This is a genomic window from Psychrobacillus sp. L4, assembly GCF_042944905.1.
Classification (GTDB): Bacteria; Bacillota; Bacilli; order Bacillales_A; family Planococcaceae; genus Psychrobacillus.
Map to the genome: position 1 here is coordinate 2,395,959 of NZ_CP168496.1, position 24,148 is coordinate 2,420,106.

General features: G+C 36.8%; 20 protein-coding genes. 5 read left to right on the plus strand and 15 right to left on the minus strand.

The features are described from left to right. Positions 1–9: 9 nt before the first annotated feature. From ACEPXG_RS11540 to hutU (ACEPXG_RS11580), 9 genes are all read right to left on the minus strand, one after another. Positions 10–1,182 carry an amidohydrolase gene (locus ACEPXG_RS11540; protein WP_391202385.1) on the minus strand — a complete coding sequence of 391 codons (1,173 nt, stop codon included), beginning with the start codon at positions 1,180–1,182 and terminating at the stop codon, positions 10–12. 86 nt (positions 1,183–1,268) lie between these two features. Next, positions 1,269–2,774 (minus strand): histidine ammonia-lyase, encoded by a 1,506-nt coding sequence (hutH, locus tag ACEPXG_RS11545; protein ID WP_391202388.1) that lies wholly within the window; start codon positions 2,772–2,774, stop codon positions 1,269–1,271. Positions 2,775–2,842: 68 nt separating this feature from the next. Next, positions 2,843–4,009 carry a M20/M25/M40 family metallo-hydrolase gene (locus ACEPXG_RS11550; RefSeq protein WP_391202391.1) on the minus strand — a complete coding sequence of 389 codons (1,167 nt, stop codon included), beginning with the start codon at positions 4,007–4,009 and terminating at the stop codon, positions 2,843–2,845. A gap of 29 nt (positions 4,010–4,038) precedes the next feature. Next, entirely contained in the window at positions 4,039–5,274 is a 1,236-nt protein-coding gene (gene hutI / locus ACEPXG_RS11555) for an imidazolonepropionase (protein WP_391202394.1), read from the minus strand. A 44-nt stretch (positions 5,275–5,318) separates the two neighbouring features. Further along, the gene (locus ACEPXG_RS11560) at positions 5,319–6,668 is read right to left on the minus strand and encodes a YjiH family protein (RefSeq protein WP_391202397.1); all 1,350 of its coding nucleotides are present in this window, start codon (positions 6,666–6,668) and stop codon (positions 5,319–5,321) included. Positions 6,669–6,713: 45 nt separating this feature from the next. Continuing rightward, entirely contained in the window at positions 6,714–7,436 is a 723-nt protein-coding gene (locus ACEPXG_RS11565; protein ID WP_391202400.1) for an amino acid ABC transporter ATP-binding protein, read from the minus strand. Beyond that, positions 7,433–8,089 carry an amino acid ABC transporter permease gene (locus ACEPXG_RS11570; RefSeq protein ID WP_391202403.1) on the minus strand — a complete coding sequence of 219 codons (657 nt, stop codon included), beginning with the start codon at positions 8,087–8,089 and terminating at the stop codon, positions 7,433–7,435. The genes ACEPXG_RS11565 and ACEPXG_RS11570 overlap by 4 nt, the downstream gene beginning before the upstream one ends. Before the next feature lie 66 nt (positions 8,090–8,155). Beyond that, positions 8,156–8,962 carry a basic amino acid ABC transporter substrate-binding protein gene (locus ACEPXG_RS11575; protein WP_391202406.1) on the minus strand — a complete coding sequence of 269 codons (807 nt, stop codon included), beginning with the start codon at positions 8,960–8,962 and terminating at the stop codon, positions 8,156–8,158. Positions 8,963–9,095: 133 nt separating this feature from the next. Next, positions 9,096–10,817, minus strand: coding sequence for a urocanate hydratase (hutU, locus tag ACEPXG_RS11580; protein WP_391202409.1), 1,722 nt, complete (start codon positions 10,815–10,817; stop codon positions 9,096–9,098). Positions 10,818–11,180: 363 nt separating this feature from the next. Here hutU (ACEPXG_RS11580) and ACEPXG_RS11585 point away from each other — a divergent pair, with 363 nt between their 5' ends. Then, positions 11,181–12,893 (plus strand): sigma-54 interaction domain-containing protein, encoded by a 1,713-nt coding sequence (locus tag ACEPXG_RS11585; protein WP_391202412.1) that lies wholly within the window; start codon positions 11,181–11,183, stop codon positions 12,891–12,893. Between the two features lie 69 nt (positions 12,894–12,962). Here ACEPXG_RS11585 and hutU (ACEPXG_RS11590) read toward each other — a convergent pair whose 3' ends face one another. Next, positions 12,963–14,684 carry a urocanate hydratase gene (gene hutU / locus ACEPXG_RS11590; RefSeq protein ID WP_391202415.1) on the minus strand — a complete coding sequence of 574 codons (1,722 nt, stop codon included), beginning with the start codon at positions 14,682–14,684 and terminating at the stop codon, positions 12,963–12,965. Between the two features lie 415 nt (positions 14,685–15,099). On the opposite strand from hutU (ACEPXG_RS11590), the gene ACEPXG_RS11595 reads away from it, so the two are divergent. Continuing rightward, positions 15,100–15,603: a GNAT family N-acetyltransferase gene (locus ACEPXG_RS11595; protein WP_391202418.1), complete on the plus strand. Its 504-nt coding sequence runs from the start codon at positions 15,100–15,102 to the stop codon at positions 15,601–15,603. Between the two features lie 117 nt (positions 15,604–15,720). On the opposite strand, the gene ACEPXG_RS11600 is transcribed toward ACEPXG_RS11595, so the two are convergent. The 3 genes from ACEPXG_RS11600 to ACEPXG_RS11610 are packed head-to-tail and all read right to left on the minus strand — an operon-like array spanning position 15,721 to position 16,838. Beyond that, entirely contained in the window at positions 15,721–16,284 is a 564-nt protein-coding gene (locus ACEPXG_RS11600) for a GrpB family protein (protein WP_391202421.1), read from the minus strand. 20 nt (positions 16,285–16,304) lie between these two features. Then, positions 16,305–16,469, minus strand: a complete 165-nt coding sequence (locus ACEPXG_RS11605; protein ID WP_391202424.1) for a hypothetical protein — start codon at positions 16,467–16,469, stop codon at positions 16,305–16,307. Positions 16,470–16,511: 42 nt separating this feature from the next. Next, the gene (locus ACEPXG_RS11610; RefSeq protein WP_391202427.1) at positions 16,512–16,838 is read right to left on the minus strand and encodes a DUF402 domain-containing protein; all 327 of its coding nucleotides are present in this window, start codon (positions 16,836–16,838) and stop codon (positions 16,512–16,514) included. 217 nt (positions 16,839–17,055) lie between these two features. Here ACEPXG_RS11610 and ACEPXG_RS11615 point away from each other — a divergent pair, with 217 nt between their 5' ends. Then, positions 17,056–18,195: an MFS transporter gene (locus tag ACEPXG_RS11615; RefSeq protein ID WP_391202430.1), complete on the plus strand. Its 1,140-nt coding sequence runs from the start codon at positions 17,056–17,058 to the stop codon at positions 18,193–18,195. Between the two features lie 143 nt (positions 18,196–18,338). Here the strand turns inward: ACEPXG_RS11615 and ACEPXG_RS11620 are convergent, their stop codons facing one another. Beyond that, positions 18,339–18,902 carry a recombinase family protein gene (locus tag ACEPXG_RS11620; protein WP_391202433.1) on the minus strand — a complete coding sequence of 188 codons (564 nt, stop codon included), beginning with the start codon at positions 18,900–18,902 and terminating at the stop codon, positions 18,339–18,341. Between the two features lie 118 nt (positions 18,903–19,020). Here ACEPXG_RS11620 and ACEPXG_RS11625 point away from each other — a divergent pair, with 118 nt between their 5' ends. Together ACEPXG_RS11625 and ACEPXG_RS11630 are read left to right on the plus strand one after the other, a co-directional pair. Beyond that, the gene (locus ACEPXG_RS11625; protein ID WP_391202436.1) at positions 19,021–20,430 is read left to right on the plus strand and encodes a SulP family inorganic anion transporter; all 1,410 of its coding nucleotides are present in this window, start codon (positions 19,021–19,023) and stop codon (positions 20,428–20,430) included. Between the two features lie 246 nt (positions 20,431–20,676). Then, positions 20,677–21,630, plus strand: a complete 954-nt coding sequence (locus ACEPXG_RS11630; RefSeq protein ID WP_391202439.1) for an Rpn family recombination-promoting nuclease/putative transposase — start codon at positions 20,677–20,679, stop codon at positions 21,628–21,630. Between the two features lie 105 nt (positions 21,631–21,735). Here the strand turns inward: ACEPXG_RS11630 and pheT are convergent, their stop codons facing one another. Further along, entirely contained in the window at positions 21,736–24,147 is a 2,412-nt protein-coding gene (pheT, locus tag ACEPXG_RS11635; RefSeq protein ID WP_391202442.1) for a phenylalanine--tRNA ligase subunit beta, read from the minus strand. Position 24,148 lies beyond the last annotated feature (1 nt).

A 24,148-nucleotide genomic window follows, 5' to 3' on the forward strand; every position in this document is an offset into this window, starting at 1 on the left:
TTGTACATTTTAGTTTAATAGTTTAAAAGGTGCTTCAATTAAAAGCTTGAGACCGATTTCCAATGATCTTTCATCAATATCAAATCGAGGATGATGATGCGGAAAGTTTAGTTCTTCCTTATCTATTGCAGCTCCTATTCCAATGAAACAGCCAGGAACTTTTTGGGAAAAGGCTGAAAAGTCTTCACCACCCATAAAAGGCGGGGTTTCCATAATCGTATTTGAATCAAATTTCTCTTCAATTAGCTTTTCTATCTCTTCTGTAACTTCGTGATTGTTAAAGACGGAACCGTAACCAAATTCATATTCATACTCATATGTTGCTTGATGAGCTGTTGTTATACCCTTTACTACTTCTTCTATTCGTTTTGAAATATTAACACGTACTTCTTTACTAAAACTTCTTACACCGCCACCAATTTTTACTGAATCAGGAATTATATTTTTAGCAGTTCCACCGTTAAACTCTGTAATAGAAACAACAGCTTGGTCTAATGGATCAATATTTCTTGCGATGATATGTTGAATGTTATTAACAACTTGCGCACCTATTGAAATTGGATCAATTGTTTCTTGTGGTTGTGAGGAATGGCCACCTTTACCCACAATTTTAATATCAAATATATCTGAGTTTGCAGTGAATGGCCCATAAGGAATCACAATTTTTCCGGTAGGAATCATTGTAAAGAGGTGAAGTCCTATAATCTTATCCACTCCGTCCAACACACCTGCTTTCACCATCTCTTGCGCTCCCCCAGGAAATAATTCTTCTGCGTGTTGGAATATGAATCTCACTTCTCCTTTTATTTTATCTTTCCTTTGAACAAGAATCTTTGCTGCACCAAGTAACATTGCTGTATGCCCATCATGACCACATGCATGCATGATGCCTGGATTTTCTGAAGCAAATGGTAAATCTGTTGCTTCTGTAATTGGCAAAGCATCCATATCTCCGCGCATTGCAAGTACCTTACCTGGCGAGCTTCCTATTAAACGACCCATTACACTTGTTTTTGTCGGTCGCGTTACTTCAATACTTCCAAAAGATTTTAACGTATCATAAACAAATTGAGATGTATTTATCTCTTCGTACGATAATTCAGGATGCTGATGGAAATATCTTCTCCATTTAACTACATCATTTTTTACTTTTTCAAAATCTAATACTTCAATTTCATCCACATTAAAACCCCCTAAATAATATGTTTAAGGAAAAACCAACCCTAACTGTCATATAACTACAGTTAGAATTGGTTTCGTTCTTAGTATTATTTTAAATCGTCTGCTCGTAAGATATATTGTGCCAACTCTTCCATTTGATCAGAAATAGCACGATCTCCATCTAATGGAGGGCAAATGCCTCGAACAATTTCTAAATATTTTCTTGTAGCTGGAGCTAATTGACTTTCAGCTTTTTCTAAGTAAATAGCTTGTGAAGCACAGATTAGTTCAATCGCAATGACACGAGCACTGTTATGAATAATTTCACGAGCTTGACGCGAGCCAATCGTTCCCATACTTACATGATCTTCTTGGTTAGCTGAAGTCGGAATAGAGTCAACGCTTGCTGGATGTGCCAGCACCTTATTCTCCGAAACAAGTGCAGCTGCTGCATATTGGACAACCATCAATCCACATTCTAAACCTGGATCCATCGCTAAAAATGGCGATAAGCCACTTAACTGTGGATTTACAAGTCTCTCTGTTCTTCTCTCTGAAATATTCGCCCATTCTGCTGCTCCTACTTTCAAGAAATCCATTGCAAGTGCAATTGGTTGTCCGTGGAAATGACCTCCAGAAATAATTTCTCCATTTTCTAAGATTACTGGGTTATCTGTCGCTGAATTAATTTCAACTTTCAATCTATCCTCTACATAATTAAATGCTTGCCAAGATGCCCCGTGTACTTGTGGAATACAACGAATCGAATATGCATCTTGCATGCGAACTTCTCCTTGGTGGGTAATGCGTTTACTTCCTTCTAACCAATTTCTCATTCGAGATGCAACGAATTCTAACTCTGGATGAGGGCGAACTGCTAATAATTCAGGATCGAATGCAGAAATAATTCCTTGTAACGCTTCCATTGTTAAACATGCCGCCATATCAGCAGCTAAACCAAGACGCTCTGCCTCATTAATAGCGACAACCCCTACTCCAGTCATTGCTTGTGTTCCATTTATTAATGCAAGGCCTTCTTTCGCTTCTAATGTAACTGGCTTTAAACCTGCTCGTTTCAAAGCTTCCCCACCCGAAAGAACTTCTCCTTCGAATTCAGCTTTTCCTTCTCCTATTAAAACGATTGCAACATGCGCTAGTGGAGCTAAATCTCCACTAGCTCCCACAGACCCTTTACAAGGAACAATTGGATGTACACCTTTATTAATCATTTCGACTAACAATAAAAGAGTATCTTCTTTAATCCCTGAAAATCCTTTTGCTAACGCATTTGCTCGAAGCGTCATCATCGCCCGAACTATTGGAGTTGGCAATGGATCACCTACACCAACTGCATCTGCTCGAAGTAAATTAAGTTGTAATTTGGCGATGTCTTCTTTTTCTATTTCAATGTCACTTAATTTTCCAAATCCCGTATTAACTCCGTAAATAACTTTTCCGTCTCTCAGTTGTTTTTCAATTCGTTCGCGACTCGCTCGAACTCTTACTAAATCTGCTTCTGGAATTACTACTTTTGCTGATCCATAAACAACGCTTTCGATTTTATGTCTATCTAATGTAATACCATCTAATTCTACTAATTTATGATTTGTCATGTATGCCCACTCCTGTATGTTGTAAGTTATAAACGATAGGTTTTCATTAAACAGATAGCTATAATAAATTAATCTTTTTTGTGATTATCGTACCATTGTTCAATTAACCCTGCTGTAAGTCTACCGGTATTTATTAAGTTTTCTACACTCAAGCATTCTCTGAAAGAATGAATGTTTTGGAATCCATTTCCTAGTGTAATACATGTTAATCCATTCTCATTTAATACATTCGTATCAGCGCCGCCAAGTGTTTCCGTTAAATATGGATTGACTTTTATATTATGGGCAGCAGTTTCAACTGTTTTTGTTAAAATATGATCTTCTGGAATATCAAAACCACTATATTTTTTCTCAATTCTAACTTGCAATTTTCCTCCGTTTTTCTCTGCTGCTTCTTGCATAACATCCTCCATATGCTGCAATTGCTTTTCTAATTTTTCTTTTGAAAAACTACGAACTTCCCCTGCAATCCTAACAGAACCAGGTATAATCGATGTCAGCTCTCCACCTTCTATAATACCAATGTTCGCAAGTGTCTCTTCATCAATTGTTCCAAGATTCATGTTTAATAATCCTTTTGAAGCAATTAGGACAGCGCTATTGCCTTCCTCAGCATTTAGTGCAATATGAGCTGCATTTCCTTCCACTGTTAACCAAATTCTACTACTATAAGGTCCCTTTAATATAATTTGACCAACATCGCCACTGCTATCGAATATATAACCATCCTTACTCTTCACCTTGCTATAATCCATATGAGTTGCTCCAACAAGTCCTGGTTGTTCATTCACGGTTAATATAAATTCGATAGGACCATGCGGAATTCCACTCTCAATCACTGCTCTAATCGCTTCTAGGTATGACGCCAATGCTGCACGGTCATCTGCGCCTAAGATTGTCGTACCGTCTGAATAAATAATACCATCTTTTATTATTGGTTTTAGGCCTTCTGTCGGAAGCACTGTATCCATATGTGTAGAGAAAAACAGTGGAGGAATGGTTGAATCCGTTCCTTCTCTCCATGCAATCAAATTCCCTACTTCTCCATTAAAATTTTCATGTGCTTCATCAAATTCAAGTGTAAAACCTAGTTCTGTTAAAGCTTTAATTAAATAATCCGCTACAAGTTGTTCCTTTGAACTTGGTCCATTAATTTTTGCAAGCTCTAGAAATAATTCCAATAAACGTTCTTCATTTACTTTTTCAGCTGCGGTGGCGAATTGTTTTTGTGTCATTGTAAATCCTCCAATTATTTAGATATATTTTATCTGCTAACTACAACTTTCCCATCTTTAATAACTGTCTCTACAATATTTGTACCAAGTTCATATGCAATGTGTTTATAAGTTGGAATGTCCCAGATCTGTAAGTCTGCAAGTTTACCAACTTGTATAACTCCTCGATCATTTAAATTTAGCGCTTGTGCTCCGCCATATGTAGCCGCTTTTATTGCTTCTTCTACTGTGAATTTATATAATCTACAGGCTAGGTTAATGACAAATTGCATGGATTCTGTATAACATGCAGGGCAAAGATCAGTTGCAAGAGCTATCTTCATCCCTATGTCAAGCATTTTTCTCGCTTCAAAAGGTCTTTTATGACCAACTGCAAAATCCAACGCTGGCATTAATACGCCTGTCACTTCCGATTTAGCAAGTTTTTCCATAACATCTATAGGTGTGTAGTTTAGATGATCTACAGAAACCATGTTCATCTCTACCGCTAAGTCCGAACCTCCGATGTATGAATAGGCATCCGCATGTAATTTGGGTTTCATACCATATTGCAAAGCAGCTTCTAAAATTTGCTTGGATTCTTCCGCAGTATAATACCCATCATCGCACCAAGCATCACAAAACTCTGCAAGTTTACGCTCTCCAACCTGAGGGATCATTTCATTGATAATAACATCCAGGTATTCGCTTTTCGACATACCTTTTGGAAATCCATGAGCACCTAAAAATGTATTAAGTACATCCACAGGTGTCTCTTTATCCAATCTTCTGCCTACTTCCAGTATTTTAATTTCACTTTCTGTCGTTAAACCATAACCACTTTTACTTTCAATTGTTGTAATTCCATAATCAAGCATGGACAACATTCTTTTTTTTGATTGCTGAAATAATTCTTCTTCTGATGCATCTCGTGTTAATTCAATTGTCCGGTTAGGTCCTGTTGTAATTCCAAGCTCTTTCAATTTCTCAGGATCATTTCCAGTTAATTTTGCTGCGTATTCTTCAACACGTGTACCATTAAAAACAAGATGAGTATGACAATCGACAAAACCAGGTGCAACAACTTTTCCGGTAGCATCAATGCTTGTGGACTTTTCTATATCAAAATCATTGCTAATTTCTTCTTTTGAACCAACTCCGACGATTTTGTCATCTTTAATAGCAATCCAAGTATTTGTTAAAACTCCAATACTGGCCATGCCATCACCAATACAAGTTATCGCTTCAGCGGCGTTACTAATGACTAGGTCAACTTTTGTTTTCATTCCAAAAACTCCTTTCACTACCAAACCAACTTATGTTGAAATGTTTAAAGAAATAAAAATGCAAGTGGTGTAACAATAATGAGCGTAAGTACCGTTCTTAAAAACCAAATTGCTAATATATGACTCATCTTAATAGGTATTTCTGTCGAAAGAATACAAGGTATCAATGCCGAAAAGAATAAAATAGTTGAAATAGAGAGAGAGCCAATAATAAATCGGGTTTCTATACTAGCTTTTAAAACAACTAATGAAGGTAAAAACATATCTATCAAATTAATGGCCGCAGCTTTTGCAGCTAGAAACGGCTCCGGAATTTGTAGAATCCAAGTTAATGGATAAAAAATATAGCCTAGATAATCAAAGACAGGAGTAAAGTTAGCCAAAACTAATCCAAATAACCCAATGGACATAATCGACGGCAAAATACCCATTGCCATTACTAATCCATCTTTCACGTTTACAAAAATATTATCTTTTAGTTTTGGTGCATTATGAGCCGTATTCATGGCTTGCTCCCAAGCATATCTTAATCGTTTTTCTTTAATAACTTCTTCGGGAAATCCTTCCTCCGCATAATAATCATCGCTCATTTTATTTATTGGCCAAATCCTTACTGTAATAGCTGTTACAACAAAAGTAACTAAAAATGTTAGCCAAAAATAGAGATTCCAAATATGCATTAAATCCAATGTTTTAGCCACAACAATCATGAAAGTTGCTGATACGGTGGAAAAACCAGTTGCAATAATAATCGCTTCTTTTTTCGTATATTTTCCTTCTTTGTATATCCGATTCGTTATTAATAAACCTATCGAATAGCTCCCTACAAATGAAGCAACTGCGTCAATTGCTGATCGTCCAGGCGTTCGCCAAATTGGTCGCATAATCGGTTGCATAAAAATCCCAATAAATTCAAGAAGTCCATATCCTACTAGTAAAGCCAAAAAGATAGCTCCTATTGGAACAAGAACCCCGATTGGGATAAGTAAATTATAAAACCAATATGGCCCCATGTCTTCTGCCATTAACCAAGCTGGTCCAACATTAAACAATACAAGAATCGCTGCGATTGCCCCTAATACCTTAAATCCGGATAGCACCATTTCAACTTTACTTTTCCGCCATGTGTTTGTGTAAAATGGGTAAGCTGCTCCTAACAATACTAGAATAATCGTGTAATAAGCATTCACGGTTCCAGACAACGATCGAAGCCATGTTACAAGATGGTCTAACGGTATGGAATTTTTGTCGTTTATATCAATTGGAATAAAAAACATAAATATCCCAATTGCACTAAAGCAGAAAAACCTCAAAAAGTTTTTAAAGGAGTAAATCTTTTGACTTTCTCCAATGGTCACTTGTTGACTATCCACTGATTCTTGGAAATTACTCATTATTTCACCCCATAATAGACAGTTTAAGAATGCTCTTTTATCTTTTTACAGAACCTTACTTAAGAACGATTTTGTTCTTTCTTGCTGCGGGTTTTCAAATAATTCTTTCGGAATATTTTCTTCAACTATAAAACCACCATCCATAAATAAAACGCGATCACCCACTTCACGAGCAAAACCCATTTCATGTGTCACAACGACCATCGTCATCCCTTCAAGGGCTAGCTGTTTCATTACTTCCAGCACTTCACCAACCATTTCAGGATCTAATGCTGATGTTGGCTCATCAAAAAGCATTATTTTAGGTTCCATTGCAAGCGCTCTTGCAATCGCAACTCGCTGTTTTTGTCCCCCAGATAAAGAATCTGGATAAGCTTTTGCCTTCTCTTTGAGCCCTACTTTACGAAGAAGTTCTAAACCTCTTTTTTCTGCCTCTTCTGATGATAGTTTTCTTACTCTCATTGGAGCTAGCATAATATTTTCAATCACAGTTTTATGTGGAAATAAATTAAATTGCTGAAATACCATACCTACTTCAGTTCTGACTTTATTAATATCTGTTTTCTTGTCAGTAATATCAATTCCTTCAATTGCAACATGGCCGTCAGTAATAGACTCAAGTAAATTTAAGCATCTTAAAAAAGTAGATTTCCCTGATCCAGATGGACCAATTACCACCACAACTTCCTTGGGCTTAATAGATACGTTAATATCTTTTAAGACTTCATTACTACCAAACGATTTTTTTAAATTCTTCACTTGAATCATTCTGTTGCCAACCTTCTTTCAAGACGATTTAATAAGAAACTCAAAGAAGTAGTTAACACGAGATAAATAAGCGCAGCTGTGAGGTATGGCTCCCACACCCGGAAATATTGGCTCCCCAATGCCCGTCCATAATACATAAGTTCAGGAGCTGCCACAAGCGATGCTAATGAAGATTCTTTTATAAGAACGATGAACTCATTCCCAAGTGGTGGAATCATTCTTTTAAAGGCTTGAGGCAAAATAACATCTCTCATTGACTGAACATGATTCATACCAAGTGATCTCGAAGCTTCCATTTGCCCTTTATCTATTGACTGAATACCTGCTCTGAAAATTTCTGATATATATGCACCTGCTATTAAGGAGAGTGCAATAATACTAGCTACTATACCGTTTGTATGCCCGATTAATAAAGGAACAACACCAAAGTGAACTAATAATAATTGGACAAATAATGGTGTTCCACGGAAAAATATAATATAACAATTACAAATAAACGAAATCAGTTTATTACTCATCATTTTCCCTAAGCCAATTAATAATCCTAGTACCGTTCCTATTAATATTCCGACAATCGACAAACCGATTGTTAATAACGTACCCTTAAGAAAGAAAGGAATATATTCTACTATAATATCTAGTCTAAAATCCATTGGTTTCCCCCCTCATTGGAACCAAAATTGCGTAACTACTCATTGGGAGTTACGCAATTTCTACAATTACTTCTTTTTTTGTTGCTCTAACAGCGTCACAACGTCTGGCTCTGCCCCAAACCACTGCTCATAAATTTTTGCGTACGTACCATTTTCTAACACCTTAGTAACAGCTACATCAAAATCCTTTTTAAGCGCACTACCTTTTGGAAACATAATTCCATAAAACTCTTTCTCAAAACCTGCTTCGTCTTTAATAACTACTAACTTTTTATCTGGATTGTTTTTTGCATATTCTTCGACTACTGCATTGTCGGCAACAACGGCATCCGCCCCGCCACTTAACATTTCCAAAATTGCTAGATTATTATTGTCGAATTTTTTAATATTTTTATCATTTTTCCCAAGAATGCTTTCGACAGCTTCTTGCCCTGTTGTTCCGCCTAGAACTGCAACTACCTTGTTCTTTTTTAAGTCTGCAGCACTTTCGATATCACTACCTTCAGGAACTAGAATTTCGTTAGTAGATAGATAGTAAGGAACAGAAAAATCATACGTTTGTTCCCGGTCGTCATTAATCGTAATCGCACATATACCTATATCCGAAAGCTTATCTTTTACTTCTACAAATAATGGGTCCCACCCTACATTAACTAACTCAATTTCATAACCTGCTTCTTTCGCAACCGCTTTCATAAAGTCTGCGTCAAACCCTGTAATTTCACCTTTATCTAAATAGACAAATGGTGCGTAATTTGCTTCTGTAGCAACTTTAAGTTTTTTCTTCTTGCCTGCACTAGCATCATCCGTACTACAAGCTGCTAAAATTAGAGAGAAAATCATGACGATTGTTAGAAGTATCTTCTTTTTCATTCCGTTATCTCCTTAGAATTAATCTATTTTTTTAATCGATCAAGAATAGAAAAGCAATCCGGTACAAAATTAAGAGTAAAGCAAGGTAGAGACCCATTTGGATTTAAATCTCTACAACCAATTTATCAATTTGTTATGCCTTCACTTCTGCCTTTTGAAGATCTTTCGGTCCAAATGTAGCTTCACGTTTCCACCATAATGGAATTTTAATGCTTTCATCCGTTAACTTCCCTTTACCGTTCGCAACGTCTTGCGCAATTTCATAACCTGCTTGCGCGTGACGAACAACACCAATTCCAGAGTCCACCGTCATTGCTACTTCTAGTCTCATATCCGATTCCGCTGTTCCGTCCGCAACCATTGTTACGCCTGTATGAACCGCTTCACCCATGGAATAGTTTGCTTGAATCGCGATTAAGTCACACATGCCGACTGCGTTTAACAGTCCGTTCAACATTGGCCAGTCAGAGATTAAATCACTGCCATCTTTCATGTTTTCGGATTCGAATGTTGGATTCACGATAGAACCTGAATCTAGATTGTCACGTGAGAACGCAACCGGTCCAGCTAATTCACCACGACGAATCATATCATTTACTTCTAAAGCAAATGCTTTACGTTGTCCGAAGCCCATATAACAAATACGTGCTGGTAGTGCTTCAATTGGAATATGTTCTTTTGCTAGCTTGATCCAACGTGTTACTAAGTGATCGTCGCTGAATTTCTCGAGAATCATATCGTCAATTTTTCGTAAGTCTTCCGCTTCTCCTGATAAACAGATCCAACGGAATGGTCCGCGGCCTTCACAGAATAATGGACGGATATATTCCGCTACGAAACCAGGAAGACGCTTCGCTTCTTTCTCGTCCATTCCTGCATCGATACATTCTTTACGGTGACTTGTCCCATATTCGAATGAATGAACGCCTAGATCCATGAATTTAATCAGCGCTTTCAATTCACGAATCATTGTTTTGCGACCTTTTTCCAAGTATAGAGTACGGTCCGTATCGCGAAGATGTTCTGCTTCTTCTACTGTATATCCTGATGGCAAGTAAGAGATTGGGTCATGACCTGGTGTCATCGATGTAGAAATATCTGGTAACCAGCCTTTTTCTAGCACTTCTTCAAATACATCCGCTGCATTTCCTACGACTGCAATACCAAGTGGTTTTCCAGCAGCTGCATATTCTCTCGCTTTCGCGATCGCTTCATCCAGTGAACCCGCTAGTTCATCGATGAATCCTTTTTCAATTCTTCGCTTGATAATTTTCACATCTGCATCTACAAGAATCGCTACTCCACCATGCATCGTCATCGCACGTGTTTGGTTACCGCCCATTCCTCCTGCTCCTGCAGTTAACAGGATTTTCCCAACTAGTGAATCGTTATAGTGCAAGCGAGCAATTGCAGAAAGGGTTTCAAATGTTCCTTGGATTACCCCTTGTGTACCGATATATTCCCATGGAGCAGCTGTATAGTTAGCGTAGATTGTTAAGTTTTTATCTTGTAAGTCGTAGAACGTCGGCCAATCTGCTTTCATAATGTTTGTCGTTGCCATGACAACGGTTGGTGCATATTTATGTGTTTTGAAAATCGCTACTGGCATACCAGATTGTACGACAAGCGTTTCATCATCTTCCAACTCTTTTAACGATTTCACAATTGCGTGGTAAGACTCCCAGTTACGAGCTGCTTTCCCGATACCACCGTAGATGACAAGCTCTTCTGGTTTTTCTGCATTTTCCATATTGTTTTCAAGCATACGAAGAATGGATTCTTGTCTCCACCCTTTACAGCGCAATTCGGGTCCTCTTTGTGCTTTTACGGAATATAAAATTTCTGGTGTTGTCATGGTTTGTTCCCCCTAAAAAGATTAAATTGTGTTTTACACCTATTTATAATGCAAGAGTCGTGCCAATTTTCTTAATTCACGAAAAAATAGATGTCTTATCGCAAATAAATTAGCCATACCTAAGATATTTTAGATTTTCTTTCTATGACAAAATGCTTTTCAGTTCCCACATACATGCAAAAAAACAGGAAATACCGCAGATATTCTTTTCGAATTTTCTAAAAATTACGCAATAAAGATTAAAAACCTTGAGTTCTATGCTATTTGGATAGGTGCAGATAAATTTTACATGCAGACTCTTCTAAATACTCAGAATCATGCTATACTATTGATAATTTTATAATTGAAAGGAGTAGTTATATCTTGCTTGTTTCTACAATCGGATCAATAGTAAGAAGCTTTGTGGATGGTGTAATTGCTATAAACGAGGACCTTGAAATTCTTTGGTATGACATAAAAGAGGAATTTCCTATAAATGTGACAATGGGAGAATCTATCACTCATTTAATTGACTACAATACGAAGCATTTAATCAATAATGATACATTTCTACTAAATATAAACGACAAACAGTTTTCAGTTAACGTTAAAGTTTTTTCTGAAGAGCCTACCTATATTTTCTTATGTTTAAAAGAGATTAAAAAAGAATCTATCTCAGTGGAAGAGCGATTATATTGTTTAGAAAAAATAATTGAATCTCTTGATGAAGGGGTCATGATGAGCAACTTTGAAGGAGAAATTACTTTGTATAATGATGCGCAAGAAAAAATGGAGGGCTTATCAAGTCAAGATATACTTGGCAAACATTTATGGTCCGTTTACAATTACAATCCACAATATTCCGAGCATCGACATACATTTAAGACAGGAAAGCCAATTTTCTCAAGGTATCGTGCGCATTCCACCGTTAATGGGATTCCTAAATATGTTAACTATAGTACATATCCAATTCAAAAAGACGGGAAAACTATTTCAGTATTTTCAATAAGTACGAATGAATCAAAACTGAAAGATCGACTTCATCAAACAATTGAACTAAAAAGACAAGCAAACATTAAAGGAGAAGAAAAAGACCATTCAAAGAACGGAACAATTTTCACTTTTAATGATATAAAAGGAAAAAGTCTTGTACTTTTAGACCTAATTAAAGAAGCTCAAAATGTTGCTATACATAATGCGGATACGTTAATTGTGGGAGAGACAGGTACTGGTAAAGAATTATTTGCACAAAGTATGCATAATCATAGTCCTAGAGCGAATAAACCTTTTGTTGCTATAAACTGCGCTGCTATTCCTGAAAATTTACTGGAGAGTACTTTGTTTGGAACTGTTAAAGGTGCTTTTACTGGTGCAACAGACCAAATTGGTCTTTTCGAATATGCACAAGATGGAACACTCTTCTTAGATGAAATAAACTCAATGCCAATTACTTTACAGACAAAATTAATGCGAGTTTTACAAGAGCGACTAGTTCGAAAAGTAGGTTCTAATGATGTGGCACCTGTAAAGTGTACTGTTATTAGTGCATGCAACGAAGATCCAGAAAAACTAATTGCCGAAAACAAAATGCGTCTTGACTTGTTTTATCGAATTGCCCATACAAGTCTTTATATTCCTCCACTTAGAGAACGGAAAGAAGATGTACATTTTTTCATCAACTATTTTTTAAAATCATTTCAAGCAAAGTTTACTAAAAGAGTTCCAGACCTCTCGAATATACTACAAAAAAGTTTGCTTCAATATTCGTGGCCCGGGAACATTCGAGAGCTAGAGCATCTGATAGAAAACCTAATTATACGAGTACCTGAAAATGCAGATGTTATTGAAGTGGATCATCTTCCATCTTATATGCGAGGAAAAATACTAATGACGCATACAAATAATTCAGCTGATCAAAGTAATGAAATGCAAAGACCACTGAAAAAAATCTTTAAAAGTTCGGAAAAGCAACTAATTGAAACAACATTAATGCAGTCCGACTGGAATGTATCGCAGGCTGCAAAAAAACTTGGCATCACTCGGCAAAGCTTGCAATATCATATTAAAAAGCATGATTTGGAAAAACCTACAGTATAAGAGAAAAAACAGCATGGAATTTTTTCATCAAATTCCGTGCTGTTCTTCTCTTGTTAAATTATTAATCTATTAAGCTTTCACTTCTTCTTTTTTTAGATCTTTCGGTCCGAATGTAGCTTCACTTTTCCACCATAATGGAATTTTTATGCTTTCATCCGTTAACTTCCCTTTACCATTCGCAACATCTTGTGCAATTTCGTAACCTGCTTGTGCGTGGCGAACAACTCCAATTCCAGAGTCTACAGTCATTGCTACTTCTAGTCTCATATCTGATTCCGCTGTTCCGTCCGCTACCATTGTAACGCCCGTATGAACCGCCTCTCCCATTGAATAGTTCGCTTGAATGGCGATCAAATCACACATGCCCACTGCGTTTAATAGCCCGTTCAACATCGGCCAGTCAGAGATTAAGTCACTACCGTCTTTCATATTTTCTGATTCGAATGTAGGATTCACGATGGAACCTGAGTCTAGATTGTCACGTGAGAACGCAACTGGTCCAGCTAATTCACCACGGCGAATCATATCGTTTACTTCTAATGCAAACGCTTTACGTTGACCAAAGCCCATATAACAGATACGTGCTGGAAGAGCTTCGATTGGAATATGTTCTTTTGCTAGCTTGATCCAACGTGTTACCAGGTGATCGTCGCTGAATTTCTCTAAGATCATGTCGTCAATTTTTCGTAAGTCTTCGGCTTCTCCAGATAAACAGATCCAACGGAATGGTCCGCGCCCTTCACAAAATAGCGGACGAATATATTCCGCTACGAAACCTGGAAGACGCTTCGCTTCTTTTGCGTCCATTCCTGCATCGATACATTCTTTTCGATGACTGGTTCCATATTCAAACGAGTGAACACCTAAATCCATGAATTTAATAAGCGCTTTCAATTCACGAATCATTGTTTCGCGACCTTTTTCCAAGTATAGTGTGCGGTCCGTGTCGCGAAGATGTTCTGCTTCTTCTACTGTATATCCAGAAGGCAAGTAAGAGATTGGATCATGACCAGGTGTCATCGATGTAGAAATATCCGGTAACCAGCCTTTTTCTAGTACTTCTTCAAATACATCTGCAGCATTTCCAACAACTGCAATACCAAGTGGTTTTCCAGCAGCTGCATATTCTTTCGCTTTCGCGATCGCTTCATCCAGTGAATCCGCTAGTTCATCGATGAATCCTTTGTCAATTCTTCTCTTAATGATTTTCACGTCTGCATCCACTAGAATCGCTACTCCACCATGCATCGTCATCGCACGAGTTTGGTTACCACCCATCCCGCCTGCTCCTGCAGTTAAAAGAATTTTTCCAACAAGTGAATCATTATAGTGCAAGCGAGCAATCGCAGAAAGTGTTTCGAATGTTCCTTGGATTACACCTTGTGTACCGATATATTCCCACGGTGCCGCTGTATAGTTTGCATAGATCGTTAAGTTTTTATCTTGCAAATCATAGAATGTTGGCCAATCCGCTTTCATAATGTTTGTCGTAGCCATGACAACAGTTGGTGCATATTTGTGTGTTTTGAAAATCGCTACTGGCATACCAGATTGTACGACAAGTGTTTCATCATCTTCCAACTCTTTTAATGATTTTACAATGGCATGGTAAGACTCCCAGTTACGAGCCGCTTTCCCAATACCACCGTAGATGACAAGCTCTTCTGGTTTTTCTGCATTTTCCATATTGTTTTCAAGCATACGAAGAATGGATTCTTGTCTCCACCCTTTACAACGCAATTCAGGTCCTCTTTGTGCTTTTACGGAATATAAAATTTCTGGTGTTGTCATAGTTAGTTCCCCCTAAAAAGATTAAATTGTGTTTTACACTATTTTATAATGCAAGAACCGTGCCAATTTTCAAAATAAAATAAAAACAATTCATTTTATACGCGGGAAATGTTTAGTATCAGCAGTTTTATTCATTTTCTAATATCGTCTCTCTTAATTCAAAACTAGATATAGTAAAATAACAGCGAAAAAAGCGCAGATATTTTTTGCTATATTGTAAAAAATGTATGAATACTTGGAAAAACTTTATAACTGATTGTAAATTTAGCCCTGATAACGGTGCAGATAAAATTTTCGCAGCAATAATTCCTTTTACATTTTTATAAATTCTATCTATAGGGGTAATATTCAGAATGATTTAAGAATGATAAAATATAGCTAATTAGGGAAAGTATTCTAGAATAGGAGTGATTGTATGGAAAATGTTTTTGAGACAGATCGTTTGTTTTTATGTGTATTTGAGGATGCTCATTTAGATTATGTGAAACAATTTTGGGGCAATGAAGAAGTGATGGCATTATGTGATGGGGCCACCTCCCATGAAATACTTCTTCAAGTTATCGAAGCTTATCGTAAATGTCACGAAGTCAAAGGTTTATCCGTTTATGCTGTAATAGACAAAGAAACGAATGAAGTTCTTGGTTCAGCTGGATTTAATGTGACAAGTTCATTAATTGAAGTAGAATTGATTTATCATTTTAGCAAAAAGTCATGGGGAAAAGGATATGCAACAGAAGCAGCAAAAGCTTGCTTGGAACTAGCAAAAAATCACGGTAAAGTACAGCTCGTGACAGCTTCAGCAAGCCCTCATAATACAGGCTCACTAAAAATCTTAGAGAAGATTGGTTTTACATTTATAGGTATGAAATGGTTTGACGATACGGAGCAAGAAGAACCTTATTATGAATACAAAATATAGTTTTTCTGTTATTAAAATAGGGAGAACAAATTTTCAAGTAGTACTCCCCCCTCCCATTGGAGCTTGAATGATTGGATATTCTAGACCTAATAGTTTAGTCATCCCATATTTTAGCATTCACTCCGTTTTGGTTTTATTTACTTTCCAATTTGGGTAGTAGTTTACTTCAACGACTTTGTACCATTGGATTGCTTTTTCTTCAATCTCCGTTGCTAATTGTTCTTTTCCAACAATATAGGATTCAATATCATAAGGAAACTGTTTTGCTAACATTTCTTTTAATTGCCCATAATCATTTGCAACCTCTGGATAGGTACGTAAGTAATCACGAAATGCTAGATGTCGCTCAATTTCAGGATTATCCATTTCATAAATATGGACATGATGCGTTCGATTATCTCCGCCTTTTTGAAAATACCTACGCCCAGGAAGTCCATTTTCTCCTTTTGGTTCATAGCCAATGGCAATCATTGCGCCGTTAAATGCATCAATATTATTAATATCTCGAACAACGGGCATTATATCAATTATTGGTTTTGCACTTAGACCATTCACAGATGTACTTCCAATATGGTATATCGTTATAATTTCCGAACCCAAAACCTTTTGAATTTGCTCCGCTTCCTCTTCAAATCTTTCCTTCCAATCACCTGAATAAGAAACTACTTCAACTTTACGCATGTTCATTCTCCTCTTTGAAATTATGCTTTTAACAGTTCTTTATGATCTTTTGAATAATGAAGTAATGGAAATTTTTGTTTTCGAATAAGCGAGATAATTCTATTTGCTTCAGTCCAAGCTAGGTCATACATCTTTTGATTGACGCTTCCACCTTCTAATGCCTCTTCTAGTTCATCCTCATCCAACAGAATAACTTCTCCTGTAGGTAAAACGACGATATCAAGAAATCAATCTTCCCACCACGGAATATTATTTTCTATCCCTAATTTATTGCAAATATCTATATACCACTGTACGACTTCACCATTCGAATCAAACATTGTAGTTAGAGCATAATTTTCGCCAACAGGGAAATGCTGCATCCATGTATACCCATTGTCTACAATACAAATGCTTTTATTGTCATAATGTACCCATAAAGGCTCAGTAACTTGAACTAATTGTAATAGTGTTATAGTTCCCGTAAACTCTTGTGTCTCAACATAAGATTGCACATACTCTCTTTTAACAATTCTTTTCCAATCTGAACGATATCCATATCTCTTTTTTAACATACTCATCCCCCTCGCCATCAAATAAAGTAATAGAGTATCTATATCCCAATAATACAAATTGTAGCAAACTTACTTTTCTAAATTGTAGATTAATAAAATAAAGTTTGTTATTTTACCAAAATGCAGCCATTTATGATTCAAATCAGTTACAATATTCAAAGATATTAACCTCAATAATTATAGTTGGGAACAGTTTTATCAACGAAGGAGAATTTTTTTGAAAGTACAAGTATTATTAAAAGGGTATAATTTTTTGTTTTTTGGTTTACTTGCGATCTTTATCCCATTTTTACCTGTTTATTTGGGTGAACAAGGATTATCAGTCAGTGAAATAGGTTTAATTGTAGGTACGGGTGGTGTTGTGACGTTAATTGCACAACCATTTTGGGGATTCATTAGTGATAAGACTAAAACGATTCGTAAGGTAATGCTACTACTCGTTTGTTTAACTTCCGTTTTTGGTTACTTCTTATTTAACGTTAATAGTTTCGTGATGCTGGTTATTTTTGCGCTATTAGTTTATTTTTTCTTAATGCCACTTGATCCACTGACCGAAAGCCTTAATTTCACCGTTTCTGAAATGGCGCGTGTCAGCTATGGATCTATTCGAACATATGGGGCACTCGGCTTTGCGGTTTTATCCTTAATTGTAGGATTCGCAATGGATTACTTCGGTATGAGCAGTGTATCTATTTTATTTGTTTTATTGGGACTTATTTCGTTTGGTGTTATTTGGTTTATGCCCGAAGTTCAGGCCTCATCTAAACCTGTGACAATGGCAGGTTTTAAACAAGTATTAAATAATAAAGAAATGCTCTTGTTTTTAGCGCTCGTATTCATTTGCTCGATACCCGCTCGTATGAACGATACGTTTTTAGGAATTCATATAAGAGCACTGGGAGGAGATACTTCTTTAGTAGGAATTACCTTCTTCTTATCTGCTACGAGTGAAATTGTTATCTTTGCTTTAAGTTTTTGGTGGCTTCGAAAAGGAAAAGAGCTTGAAATTATAACGATTGCTACGTTCTTCTATTTTGTTCGTTTCATCGCATCTGCTTTTGTAACAAGCCCTATAGCTCTAGCACTTGTGCAACTATTACAGATGCTTACATTCCCTATTTTTTATACTGCTGCGATTCAATATTTATATCAAATTATGCCAAAAGAATGGCGTGCAACTGGACAAACGGTTCTTGCCCTCTTATTCTTTGGATTATCCAGTATTATCGCCTCTTATGCGGGAGGGTATATATATAAAGAATTGGGTGGACAAACGTTTTATTTCATTATCTCCATTATGTCTTTTATTGGTGTGTTATTTGGTATTATTTTGACGATTCGCAAGCGTAGAATATAGTTTAATGCACATAAAAAGAGTAGCACCGGTTAAATATATATTTAACCAGTGCTACTCTTTTCATGTTCAGACAATCATTATTTAAAGTACACACCAATTTTGTTTTTAATTTTCCTAATCATCTTTTGTATGAACAGTTTTTACTACTTTTTCTCATCGGGTAACGATGTAGAACGATCATCCAAGTAACGATATAAAGTAGACTTACTAATGCCGGTCGCCTCTTTTATGTCATATAACGTATATTTCTTACTGCCATACATTTCAAAAGCCAGCTGCAAATTGTCATCCGATTTTCGTGGACGCCCAATCGATTTCCCCTGGTGTTTGGCAGCTTGAAGCGTAAATGTAGAAGAATGGCTTAGAAATTTAGATTGTAAATTCGAAAAAAAAGTAGCACTTTGAAGGAGTGTAGCATCTTGTATCGTTTGATTGGTTAATTGTTCATCGATGAAGTGAATGGTTATTTGATCTCTTTCTGCTAGTCGTAAAATGTCTAAAAGTTGCTGTAGGGAATCAGCTAACACTACAATATTTTGGATGAACAGTTCGTCATATTTTTGGACAGTCATTAATAAGTGTTCAAGCTCTGTTCTTTTTCTAGCTAGTCCATGTGTCTCTTGAAATAATGTATCAATGAAAAGTTCATTTAACTGATGGGTGCATTGTGGATCCAAGACAATTGGACGGATATATCCGTATTTCATTTTTTCGCTCCTAACTTCCCAAAACTATTCACTTATGGGATTAAAAATGATATGATTTAAAAATTATAACATTGGTAGAAGATTTTTTGTAATTTTAGACATCATGAGGGGGAACAGTATGTATACTTTAAAACAACAGTGGTTTGGGAATGTGCGTGCCGATATTTTAGCAGGTATTGTTGTAGGACTGGCACTCATTCCCGAGGCATTGGCTTTTGCGTTCATTGTGGGTGTAGATCCGCGTGTCGCATTATATGCTTCGTTTACAATTGCGGTAATTACTTCGTTTGTAGGTGGCAGACCTGGTTTAATTTCTGCTGCGACAGGTGCGATGGCTTTAGTACTCGTGAGCCTAATGGCGAATCATGGCCTACAATATGTACTTGCAGCCACAATTTTAACAGGAATTATCCAATTAATACTCGGAGGTTTTGGAGTTGCGAATTTAATGCGCTTCATCCCAAACTCCGTCATGCTTGGATTTGTAAATGCACTAGGTATTATGATTTTTATTACGCAAATGCCTTATTTATTTGGGGCAAACGGTATGACCTATATCTTTGCGATTGTTACGTTAATTTTGGTGTACGTGATTCCGAGATATTTCACTGCTATTCCCGCTCCACTTATTGCGATTGTCGTGATGACAAGTATTACGCTTATAAGTGGTGTGAAGCTACAAACGATAGGTGATCTGGGTACAATGCCAAATTCATTACCTGTTTTTTTCCTTCCAGATATTCCACTTAATTTTGAAACGTTAAAAATTATTTTACCTTATTCTTTGGCTTTATCGATTGTCGGTTTATTGGAATCATTACTTACATCCCAAGTATTAGATGATATGACTGATACATCGAGTAATAAAAATAAAGAAGCACGCGGACAAGGGATTGCTAACTTTATCACTGGTTTTTTTGGTGGGATGGCAGGTTGTGCTTTGATTGGTCAATCGATCATCAATATGAAATCAGGTGGACGAGGACGCTTATCGACTTTAATTGCGGGTGTATTTCTAATGTTTTTAATACTCGTTTTAGGTGATGTTGTTATCAAAGTTCCGATGCCCGTTCTTGTCGGCGTAATGATAATGGTTAGTTTTACAACATTCAATTGGGGATCATTTAAGTTTCTGAAACAAGCGCCTAAATCTGAATCACTTGTTATGCTTATTACAGTTGCGATTATTTTATTTACACATAATTTAGCTATAGGTGTGATTATTGGGGTAATACTAAGTGCATTATTTTTTGTTGCAAAAATTTCCCATGTATCGGTTACGCATGATAAGGACGGATATAAGGTAAAAGGTCCTTTGTTTTTTGCATCAACAACAAAGTTTATTCAGTCATTCGACAACGTTTCGGAAAATGAAATCCTTATTAATTTTGATAATAGTCAGCTTTGGGATGAATCCGCAGTTGGTGCAATATTTAAAGTGAAACAAAAGCTTGAGCAAAAAGGTGTGAAGGTACAGATTCAAGGGTTAAATTCTTCTAGCGAACAGTTGTACAAACGATTAACATAAGGGAAGAATCTACATGAAGAAATATTTTTATCCGGTAACAAATGTAGATATGAAAAGGGGCATTACAAATACTAGGTACTGCTCCTTTTTGTATCTATCCTCTTAAGCTTCTCTGTGCTTGACACAACTTAAACAAAAAACATAATTTTCAAATAATAGGTTTGATTTTATGCTATTATCCATCGTATAATTAGTGCAGAAATTACATCATGATTTGGACATCCATTACAAAAAGGATGTGTGACTATGACCAAAGTATTTCCACCCCAAGAGAAACCCAATATTGCTTGGATGCACCAGAAGCATCCCACTCTTTTCATCCACGAAAAATCCCCAGGGTATAAAAAACATGATCAATTGTTCAAAAAACTTATCAGTAACTTTTTCGAAGAATTTTTAGAAGCATTTTTTCCAAAAGTGCACCAGTTTGTCGACTTTACTTCATTAAAGCAACTATCTGAAGAGGTTTATACAGATTTAATTGATGGAGAAACGCGCAGACTAGACATTGTCATGGAAACGAAAATGAAGGGCGTTGAAACGGTTATTATTGTTCATGTCGAACCACAAAGTTCGTATCAATCGCATTTCAACGAGAGAATGTTCCAGTATTATAGTTTGTTATATAATAAGCTTAGAAAACCGATTTTGCCGATTGCCGTCTTTTCATACGACGAAAACAGGAAGACTGAAGAGAAATTTACGATTACTTTTCCCAATTTTCATGTGCTAACGTTTCAATATAAAAAGCTTGAGCTTTGTCAAAAGGATTGGCGGGCATATATTAAAGCAGACAACCCAGCCGCTGCCGCATTAATGAGTAAAATGGGTTACACTAAAAAAGAAAAAGTGCAAGTGAAAATAGCGTTCTTACAAATGCTTGTACGTATGAAGCTAAATCCAGCCCAATCTGAACTAGTCAACGGATTTTTCGAATACTACCTAAAACTAGATGAAAAAGAGGAGGAAGAACTTGTGAAACAGATTAACCAATTTGACAATGCAGAAGAGTTTTTTGAACTGCCTAACTCTTGGCGTGATAAAGGCCGGAAAGAAGGATTAGAACAAGGAAGACTAGCAGAAAAAGAGGAAATAGTACGTAAATCTTTGTTGAAGCATGTAGATGTTGATATCATTGTAGAAATTACTGGATTGTCCTTCGAACGTATTCTCGAAATAAAAGAGAAATACAACTTGTAGGGAGAAACCTTATTTCATATCTATCACAACAAAAGTGTACTTTGTGTATCACAGTGAACATTAACAAAAAGAGCAGCACCAGTAATCGGTGCTGCTCCATTTTTATTATCCTCTAAGCTCTGCCCCTGCTTGCTCTGCAAGTGCTTTTAATACTTTGTTATGCGCATTTACTACTTCTTCGTCAGTAAGTGTACGTTCTGGATCGAAGTATGTTAGAGAGAATGCAACCGATTTTTTACCGGCTTCCATTTTTTCTCCTTCATAAAGATCGAATAGATGTACACCTTTTAGTAATTTTCCACCAGATAATTGGATAATTGCTTGTAGTTCACCAGCTGCTTTTTCACTGTCTACTACTAGAGCAATATCACGAGTAATCGACGGGAATTTAGAAACTGGCGCATAGTATAATGCATCCACTTCTTTATCTAAAACTTTCGCTAAATTCATTTCCACTACATACGTTTCTTTCAAATCACGTGCTTTTTGTTCTGATGGATGTAATTGTCCGATAAGACCAATTTCTTCTCCAGCAAGTTTAATTAAAGCAGTGCGTCCTGGATGTAATCCGTCTACCACAGTTCGTTCAAAAGTAAGCTCTTTTGAATGACCAAGTAAGCCCATTAATCCTTCAACGATTCCTTTTAATACGAAGAAATCGACTACTTTTTTCTCCCCTTGCCAGCTATGATCTACCCATTTACCTGCAATGACTGCTGCTAAATGTTCTTGTTCATGAGGCAATCCTGATTCCGTTTCTCCTAAGAAAACAGATCCTACTTCATAAAGAGCTACTGTATCCGCTTGGCGTGCAGTATTGTATGTTACAGCTTCCAGTAAATGCGGGATTAAGCTTTGACGAAGGATGCTTCTTTCTTCGCTCATCGGCATTAATAATTCAGTTACAGGAGCAGTTTCTAATGCGAACTTCTGAGACATCTCTTTTGAAGTTAAAGAATACGTAATTGCTTGATAAAGACCTGCACCTTCCAAGTAAGCGCGCACTTGGCGACGTTTTGCTTGATAAGACGTTAATCCACCTGGTTTGGATTCTTCCACTGGTAATGTCATTGGAATTTCATCATACCCATACATACGAGCAATTTCTTCCACAATATCCTCTGGAATTCTAATATCTTGACGACGTGTTGGCGCTTTAATATACAAATATCCATTTGCAGCTTCAAAATCAAATTTTAATCTTGTTAAAATAGAAGTCATTTCTTCTAACGATATTTTCATTCCTAAACGATTATTAATAAAGTCTGGGGAGACAACTACTTCAACTGGAGCTTTGTCTAGCTCATCAGCTATCACTGATCCAGCTAATACTTCTCCACCTGCAAGCTCAGCAAGAAGTTTTGCCGCACGCTCCGCAGCTAAAATGACACGATTTGGATCTACACCTTTTTCAAAACGAGCACTCGCATCACTACGTAAGTTATGATCTTTTGACGATTGACGAACGGATCCACTTGCAAAATATGCAGACTCAATCACAACAGTCGTTGTTCCATCGTGAACTTCTGAATTAGCTCCACCCATTACACCAGCAATTGCAACTGGCTCTTTGCCATTTGTAATGACTAAATGGTTCGATTTAAGTGTACGTTCTTGATTGTCAAGCGTTACAATTTTTTCCCCTTCATTTGCAAGACGAACGATAATTTCCTTTGTTTCTAATCGGTCATAATCGAATGCATGAAGTGGTTGGCCATATTCCATTAATACATAGTTCGTAATATCGACTACGTTATTATGTGGACGAACACCAGCAGCCATAAGGCGGTACTGTAACCAAAGTGGCGATTCCTTTACTACTACATTTTTCACAACTTTTGCTACATACATTGGATTTTCTTCCATTGCATCTACTCGTAAGTTTAAGTAATCTGATGCTTTTTCATTACTTTCATTGTAAGCTGCTTCTGGATATTTCATATCCTCCGATAAAATTGCTCCAACTTCATAAGCAACACCTAGCATACTAAGTGCATCGGAGCGGTTAGGAGTTAAGCCAAGTTCAAGAATGGTATCTTCTAATCCAAGTAGTGAAAGCGCACTTTCCCCAGGAATCGCTGTTTCCGGAAGTACGTAAATACCTTCTGCATATGCTTTAGGTACTAATCTTCCTTCTATTCCCAACTCTTGTAGCGAGCAAATCATTCCGTTTGACTCTTCTCCGCGAAGTTTTGCTTTCTTAATTTTAATGCCACCAGGAAGTACTGCTCCTGGACGAGCCACGATTACTTTTTGACCAACTGCCACGTTCGGAGCTCCACAGATAATTTGTGTTATTTCTTCCCCTACGTCCACTTGGCAAATATTCAATTTGTCTGCTTCAGGATGCTTCACTTTTTCTTTCACGTATCCAACAACTACATTCGTCATACCTTGAGAACGATCGATTACTGCATCGACTTCAATACCTGAACGAGTAATTTTTTCACCCAATTCTTTTGGATCAAGCCCTTGTGTATTCACATATTCTGCTAACCATTTCGTCGAAACTAACATG